Origin of the sequence: Brooklawnia sp., from assembly GCF_032229645.1 — a bacterium.
Classification (GTDB): Bacteria; Actinomycetota; Actinomycetes; order Propionibacteriales; family Propionibacteriaceae; genus Brooklawnia.
In genome coordinates, this window is the sequence record NZ_JAVTWX010000029.1 from 2,810 (window position 1) to 9,802 (window position 6,993).

Annotated in this window: 7 protein-coding genes; 1 reads left to right on the forward strand and 6 read right to left on the reverse strand. The window is 64.5% G+C overall.

What is annotated here, in order from left to right:
* From AAFP05_RS01835 to AAFP05_RS01860, 6 genes are all read right to left on the reverse strand, one after another.
* Nucleotides 1–1,306 (reverse strand): ABC transporter ATP-binding protein (locus tag AAFP05_RS01835; RefSeq protein WP_341728148.1); only part of this gene is annotated, 1,306 nt, incomplete at its 3' end.
* 48 nt (nucleotides 1,307–1,354) lie between these two features.
* Nucleotides 1,355–2,140 carry an ABC transporter ATP-binding protein gene (locus tag AAFP05_RS01840; protein ID WP_341728149.1) on the reverse strand — a complete coding sequence of 262 codons (786 nt, stop codon included), beginning with the start codon at nucleotides 2,138–2,140 and terminating at the stop codon, nucleotides 1,355–1,357.
* Nucleotides 2,137–3,099 (reverse strand): ABC transporter ATP-binding protein, encoded by a 963-nt coding sequence (locus tag AAFP05_RS01845; RefSeq protein ID WP_341728150.1) that lies wholly within the window; start codon nucleotides 3,097–3,099, stop codon nucleotides 2,137–2,139. Before AAFP05_RS01845 ends, AAFP05_RS01840 begins: the two co-directional genes overlap by 4 nt.
* The gene (locus AAFP05_RS01850; protein ID WP_341728151.1) at nucleotides 3,092–4,078 is read right to left on the reverse strand and encodes a branched-chain amino acid ABC transporter permease; all 987 of its coding nucleotides are present in this window, start codon (nucleotides 4,076–4,078) and stop codon (nucleotides 3,092–3,094) included. The genes AAFP05_RS01845 and AAFP05_RS01850 overlap by 8 nt, the downstream gene beginning before the upstream one ends.
* A 2-nt stretch (nucleotides 4,079–4,080) precedes the next feature.
* Nucleotides 4,081–5,406, reverse strand: a complete 1,326-nt coding sequence (locus tag AAFP05_RS01855; RefSeq protein WP_341728152.1) for a branched-chain amino acid ABC transporter permease — start codon at nucleotides 5,404–5,406, stop codon at nucleotides 4,081–4,083.
* Nucleotides 5,407–5,485: 79 nt separating this feature from the next.
* Complete coding sequence (locus AAFP05_RS01860) at nucleotides 5,486–6,622, reverse strand: ABC transporter substrate-binding protein (protein ID WP_341728153.1); 1,137 nt, start codon at nucleotides 6,620–6,622, stop codon at nucleotides 5,486–5,488.
* On the opposite strand from AAFP05_RS01860, the gene AAFP05_RS01865 reads away from it, so the two are divergent.
* Nucleotides 6,609–6,993 (forward strand): hypothetical protein (locus tag AAFP05_RS01865; protein ID WP_341728154.1); only part of this gene is annotated, 385 nt, incomplete at its 3' end. The two genes, AAFP05_RS01860 and AAFP05_RS01865, sit on opposite strands and share 14 nt — an antisense overlap.

Sequence of the window (6,993 nt, forward strand, 5' to 3'; positions counted from 1 at the left end):
CCGTGCGGCCGAAGCGGAGATTGGAGCCGATCGTCCCGCTAAAGAGGTAGGGACGCTGGGGGACCAGCGAGATCGTCTGGGCGAGTTGGGCGCGGGTCAGTTCCGCCACCGGGATGCCGTCGATCGTGACGGTGCCCTCTTGCGGGTCGAAGAGCCGCAGGGCCAGATTCAGCAGCGTGGACTTGCCGGCTCCCGTGGAGCCGATGATCGCTGTTGTCTGGCCGGGCTCGGCCACGAAGCTGGCGTTCTTGATGACCGGCAATTCCGCGCCGGGGAATCCGAAGGTGACATCGTCGAATTCGACGCGTCCGGCTGTCGGCGTGGGATGCGTGGCCTCCTGCTGGTAGGTCATCTGGGAGGTCGCGGTCAAGAGCTCGGTGAGGCGTTCGGCGCAGACCACGGCGCGCGGGGTCGCCATCACGATGAAGACGCACATGATCACGGCGGAGAGGATCTGCAGCAGGTACTGCATGAACGCGGTTAGGGAGCCGACCTCGATGAGGCCGGCATTGGCGCGGTGACCGCCGAACCACAGCACCCCGCCGGTGGCGACGTGCAACACCATCATGATCACCGGGAGCATCAGGACGAAGATCGCACCGACTCCCACCGAGATGTCCGTGATCTGCCGGTTGGCCAGGCGGTATCGGTCCGCCTCGAAGCGCTCCCGGACGAACGCGCGCACCACCCGGATGCCCATGATCTGCTCGCGCACGACGCCGTTGATGTCGTCCACGCGCTCTTGCATCTCGCGAAACAGCGGTAGCAGAAAGCGGACGAAAACCGTGACGATGACCGCGAGCACGGCCACCGACGCCCAGACCAGCCAGGAAAGCCCGGCGTCTTCGCGCAGGGCCATGATGATTCCGCCGATGGCCATCATGGGCGCAATCACCAGGAACATCAGGCCCATCAAGACCAGCATCTGGATCTGCTGAACGTCGTTCGTACCGCGCGTGATCAGGGTTCCGGCGCCGAACCGGTTGGCGTCGAGCGTGGACAGCGACGTGGCCTTGCGGTACACGCGGCGACGCAGATCGCGGCCGAGCGCCATGGCTGCCCGGGCCGAGAAATAGACGGCCGCTATCGACGAGACCAGCTGCGCAAGCGAGATCGCGAGCATGGTGCCGCCGGTGCGCCAGATGAAGTCGGTGTCTCCGGTGGCGATGCCCTTGTCGATGACCTGGGCGTTCAGGCTGGGAAGCCACAGCGCGGCGAGAGCGGACACGAGTTGCAGAACCAGCACGGCGAGAATGAGGTGCCAGTACTTGCGGGAGCCATGGACAATCAGTCGGACGAGGGCCACCAGATCACCTTAACGTTTGCTCGTGCAGTGATCCGCTGTGTTGGATTCCTACTTAGGGTCCTTGGCCACGTCGGCCGCCAGCGTACCGAGATACAACTCGATGACCTTCGGATCGGCCGCCAACTCCCGGCCGGTTCCGGTGTAGGCATCGCGTCCCTGGTCGAGCACATAGGCCCGGTCGCAGATCTGCAGGCAGCGCCGCGCGTTCTGCTCGACCATGATGACGCTCACGCCGGCCCGGTTGATGCGGCGGGTACGCACGAACGTCTCGTCCTGACGCGCCGGAGACAGTCCGGCCGAAGGCTCGTCGAGCAGCAGCACCGACGGGTCCATCATTAGTGCGCGCGCCATCGCCACCGATTGCCGCTCGCCGCCCGACAGCGACCCGGCCCGCTGATCACGGCGATCTGCCAGCATCGGGAAGATCTCGAAGATCTTCTCCAGCTGCGATTTGAACTGTTTGGGCTTCTGGTAGATGCCCATCTGCAGATTCTCGGTGATCGACAGCGACGCGAAGACGTTGTTGGTCTGCGGCACGAATCCCACGCCGGCCGCCACCAGCTTGCTGGGTCGCCAGCCGGTGATGTCGGTTCCCTTCAGCACCACGGAACCGCCGCGGACCTTCACCTGACCGAAGACCGCCTTCAGGAAGGTCGACTTGCCGGCCCCGTTGGGTCCGATGATGCCGATCAATTCGCCCGGCCTGGCCTCGATATTGACCCCGTTGAGAATGTTCACGCCGGGCAAATAGCCAGCGTGCAGGTCGGTGGCCCGCAGCACAACATCGTCGTCGACGGTGTCGATAACGTCGGTCTCAACCCTGCGCGCGGTCATGCCTGTGCTCCCGTCACGACTGAGGCAACAGGCTCGTCGTCCGAGGAACCGGGGTTGTCTCCCGAGGAACCAGGGTCGTCGTCCAAGAGTGAATCGTCTCCCAGATCGTCATCTTGATGGGCGCCGAGGTAGGCGTCCACCACAGCCGGATTGCTCATGACCAGGTCTGCTTCACCCTCGGCGATGATCGTCCCTTCGGCCATCACCACCACCCAATCGGAAATATGGCGCACCATGTGCATGTCGTGCTCGACGAACAAGACGGTCACCCCATCGTCGCGAAGCGCCTGGATGTGCCCGAGCAGCGACTGTGTCAGCGCCGGATTGACGCCGGCCATCGGCTCGTCGAGCATGATCATCGTCGGATCGCTCATCAGCGCCCGTGCCATCTCCAGCAGCTTCTTCTGCCCTCCCGAGAGCGATCCCGCCATGTCGTCGCGCTTGTCGTGGAGCTTGAATCGTTCCAGGAGGTCCAGGGCCTTCTCGGTGATCTCGGTCTCGCGCTTGCGCCACAGGGCAGGAATCAGCGCCACCGCCATGTTCTCGCCCGGTTGATCCCGGGCGCCGAGCCGCATGTTGTCGAGCACGGTCATGCGCGACAGCGCCTTGGTCAGCTGGAAGGTGCGCACCATGCCCAGACGCGCGACCTTCGAGGCGCCCGCCCGCTCGAGTGTCCTGCCGTTGAAGGTCCAGGTGGCGGCCTGGTCGCGGGGCGGCCCGCCGAACATCCGCACGGCGCTGCTGGGCTTGTCGAAACCCGTGATGAGGTTGAAGAAGGTCGTCTTCCCCGCACCGTTCGGGCCGATCAGCGCCGTGATCGCGGCGCGCTGCACCTCGAGATGGGCCACATCGACCGCGGTCATACCGCCGAACGTCCGGACGATGTTGTCGACCACCAGGATCGGGTCGGGCTTGGCAGAACCCGGTACCGGGTCGACCCCGATCATTAGCTCAGACACCGAAACTCAGCTCCTTCTTGTCGCCCATAATCCCTTGTGGTCTGAAGATCACCAGCAGCATCAGCGCGATGCCGACCAGGATCCATGAGAATTGTTCGGTCTGCTGGAGCGACATCACCGATCGGGGCACCACCAGTGCGGTCACCCCTTGGACGAAGATGCGCACCGCGAAGAAGAGCACCGCGCCCAAGACCGGACCAAACAGCGTTGCCGCACCGCCCAGGAGCAGCGCCGTCCAGAGGAAGAACGTGGTGGAGCGTCCCATCGAGTCGGGTTGCACCGAACTCGGCAGCACATAGATGACGCCGGCGAGGGCGCCGATCACGCCTCCGAGGATGAGCGCCTGCATCTTATAGGCGTAGCTGCTCTTGCCCAGGCTGCGCACCGCGACATCGTCTTCCCGGATGCCCTTGAGTACGCGTCCCCACGGGCTGCGGACGAGCAGCCAGACCAACACGCACAGCACGGCGACCAGCGCCCAGGCGACGAAGCGCATCCACCAGCCGTTCACCCCGGTGTTGTCGTAGCTGAACCAGAGAAAGGTGGTCTGCCCATCGCCGAAGAACGACAGATCGGTGAACGGGTCGCGGTAGCGGGCGCCCGCAAGACCATTGCTGCCGCCGGTGATCGGGTCGAGGATGCTGGAGCGGCCCACCATACGGACGATCTCTGCGGCGGAGATCGTGACGATCGCGAGGTAGTCGCCGCGCAGCTTGAGAGTGGGGATACCCAGCAGGGCACCGAATGCGACTGCCGACAATATGGCGATTCCCAGTGATGGCCAAAATCCCAGGCCCGAGGTGATCGGGATGGCGAATCCATAGGCGCCCAGCAGCATGAATCCCGCTTGGCCCATATTGAAGAGCCCTGTGTAGCCGAAATGAATATTGAGTCCGATCGCCGCGATCACGAAAGCGGCGGTGGCCGGCGATATCGCAACAGCGACCATCTGAATGAGGAGATCAAGGATGCCGTTCATGGTTAGCCCACCCGTTCCTTCCGTCCGAAGAGGCCTTGGGGCCGTACCAGGAGAATCAGGATCATCAGCAGCAACGCGGTGGCGTATTTGAAGTCACCGGGCAGCCAGATATTCGTCATTTCCACCGTCATACCGATGATCAGTGCACCGAAAAGTGCACCGAATGCGGTGCCGAGGCCACCGAGAGTCACGGCCGAGAACATCAGCAGGAGCAGTTGCATGCCGGTCATCCAGTTGATGCCGTTAAGGACGAGGCCGAGCATCACCCCGGCCAGTCCGGCCATCGCGGCCGACGCCGTCCAGACGAGCCGGATGACCTGGGCGACCCGAATGCCGGAGGCGGCCGCCAGCGACGGATTGTCGCTCACCGCGCGGGTGGCTCGTCCGACACGGGTGCGCTGCAAGAAGAAGCCGACGCCCACGAGCACGACGACCGAAACCGCCATGGCGACCAGCGAATGCTGGGTGAGGGTCACCGGGCCGATGACCACCGGGACGGGATTGGCCGTCACGATTCGCACGGTGGAGGCGCCGATGAAGAACTGGTAGACGTACTGCAGTGCCAATGACATGCCGATGGTGACGATCATCAGCTGGGTCGCGCGGAAATTCCGCAGTCGCAGCGGCCGCCAGATGGCCAGATCCTGGACGTACCCAAAGGCTCCGCAGAGCACCACGATGATGGCGATGCTCAGCCACAGCGGCAACCCGAGCAGGTTGGCGAATGCGTAACCGAGCATCCCTCCCAGCGTGACCAGCTCACCGTGCGCGAAGTTCGAGATGCCGGTGGTGCCGTAGATCAGCGACAGCCCGACAGCGGCCAGCGCCAGCAACAGCCCTAGTCGAAGCCCAGATGCGGCTTGCTGCCAGAAACGGTCCCAGTTGAATCCCGAGCTCGGTGTCTCGGCGGTGGCTTGCCCGTCCTCGCTGACCGAATCGATGGCGATCAGCACTGCGGTGGTTGCGCCGAGGGTGACCGAGCGGGTCTGCGGCTCAGCGTTTCGTAGCGCGAACCCGTCGGGCAGGGTGTCGGCGTCCACGTTCACCGCGTAGTCGCCGGGCTCTTCGACCGCGATCGACCAGCGGCCCTCGTCGGTGGTGGTGCTACCGAATGCGCCGCCCGGGCCGTCCGCGGTGATCACGACTCCCGCTCCGGTACCTGCGAGCGTCCCGCTGAGGCAGCCGACCGTTGCCGACGGAACGCAGGCTTCGCTCTGCATCGTCCTGTCGCCCTCGTCCGCGGCGGCGGGCTGGGCCGCGGCGGCAGACAGGGCCGTGGCGAGGACGAGGAAGACTCCGATGAGAAGCCAGCGGAGGGGCCGGCGCACAGTGGCCCGCCCCTCCCTGGACATGGTTAGCGTTGTCACAGCCGTGAAACCGGCCTGGAAGCGTGTCGAACCCTGGTCATCAGGCGTCACCCTCCACTGCCTGCACCCAGATCGGCTTGTTGTTCTCGTCGTACTGGTAGATGCCGATGAAGGCGCTCGACGGATCATTTGCGCTGTTGAACGGGCCGGCACCCGAGGCTCCGCGGTAGTGGATCTCTTCTCCCGATTCGAGCAGCTTGGCGCATTCGGCGAACACAGTGCACTCGGTGCCACCCGATGCACCCGAGACCGCGGCCAGGTTGGCCTGGATCGTCGCCGGATCGGTCGCGCCGCCCTTGATGGAGGCGAGTGCGGCGAGCACGGTGGCGTCGTAGGACTCGGCCGCGTAGGCGTAGTCACTCAGCGGGCCGCCCTCGACTGCGGTGTGCCAGTCATTGAACCGGGCCTTGATCTCGGGGGCCGCGTTCGCGCCCGGGATCGTGCCCTGGGCACCCTTCAGCGTTCCGGGCTGCAGATCGGACGAGTAGTCAGCCGTGTTGCCGTCGGTGTAGTAGGTCTTCGACATGTCCCAGCCCTGCGAGACGAGTTCACCGACGAGCGGGACGGTTTCATCGAAGGCGATCACCACGATGGCGTCGGGCTTGCTCGACAGCGCCGCGGTCACCTCGGACGAGAATGTGGTCTGTCCTGGAGGGAACTCCTGGCCCTGGCCGGTCGCACCATAGGTGACCTTGCCGCCGGCCTCTTCCACGGTGGACTGGACGACGTCGCGCAGGCCGGTGCCGTAGGCGTCGTTGAAGACGAGGAACGCCACATTGGCAGCGCCGTCACTGACGATCTGAGATCCCAGTGCTGCGCCCTGAACCGTGTCCGGCGGGGCGGTGCGGAAGAAGAAATTGGAGTATCCGGACAGTGACGCTGCGGTATTCGCGGGGGAGATCATCACGATCGGTGCCGAGGTGATCTGGTCGATGACGTTCAACGTCACCGAGGACGACGCGGCGCCGACCGCGACCGAGACCTTCGCGGCGACCAGGTCGGCCGCTGACGCGGTGGAGACCGTCATATCGTTGCTGTCTCCAGAATCGGTGAAGTACGTGCAAGCGTCGTAGCCGGCGGCGACGATATCGTCCACTGCAAGGCCGACGCCTGCGACCTCTGGCGGCCCCAGATACGACAGAGTGCCGGTGACAGGCAGGATCGTGCCGACCTTCAAAGTGGTGGCCGAGGTGGCATCGGATGCGCAATCAAGAGAGGCATACGATCCCTGGCCGGACTGTGTCGAGCCCGCGCCGGAGCCTGAGCTCGAGGCGGTGTCGTCGCTGCTGCCGCAACCGGCAAGCGTGACAACGCACGCACTACCGAAGGCGATCGCCGCCAGCCGTGATTTCCTGGATTTCAGCATGTGGCCTGGTCCTTCCGTCCGGATCGGTCATGACGACCATTTCGAGATCAAACTAGGCCGGGCGTGTTTCAGGAATGTTTGTATCCAATGTCAGAACGTGAACGTCTGGCATCGGTATTGCATCGGTATTGCGACGGTTGTGTTTCAGCCGTCTTTTTGGGTGCGGCTGCAGCGGCTGCCGG

What these genes read in the sequence shown, in the direction of transcription:
- AAFP05_RS01840 (WP_341728149.1), bottom strand. Translation starts at nt 2,140, where the DNA reads ATGACCGCGCGCAGGGTTGAGACCGACGTTATCGACACCGTCGACGAC.
- AAFP05_RS01850 (WP_341728151.1), bottom strand. Translation starts at nt 4,078, where the DNA reads ATGAACGGCATCCTTGATCTCCTCATTCAGATGGTCGCTGTTGCGATA.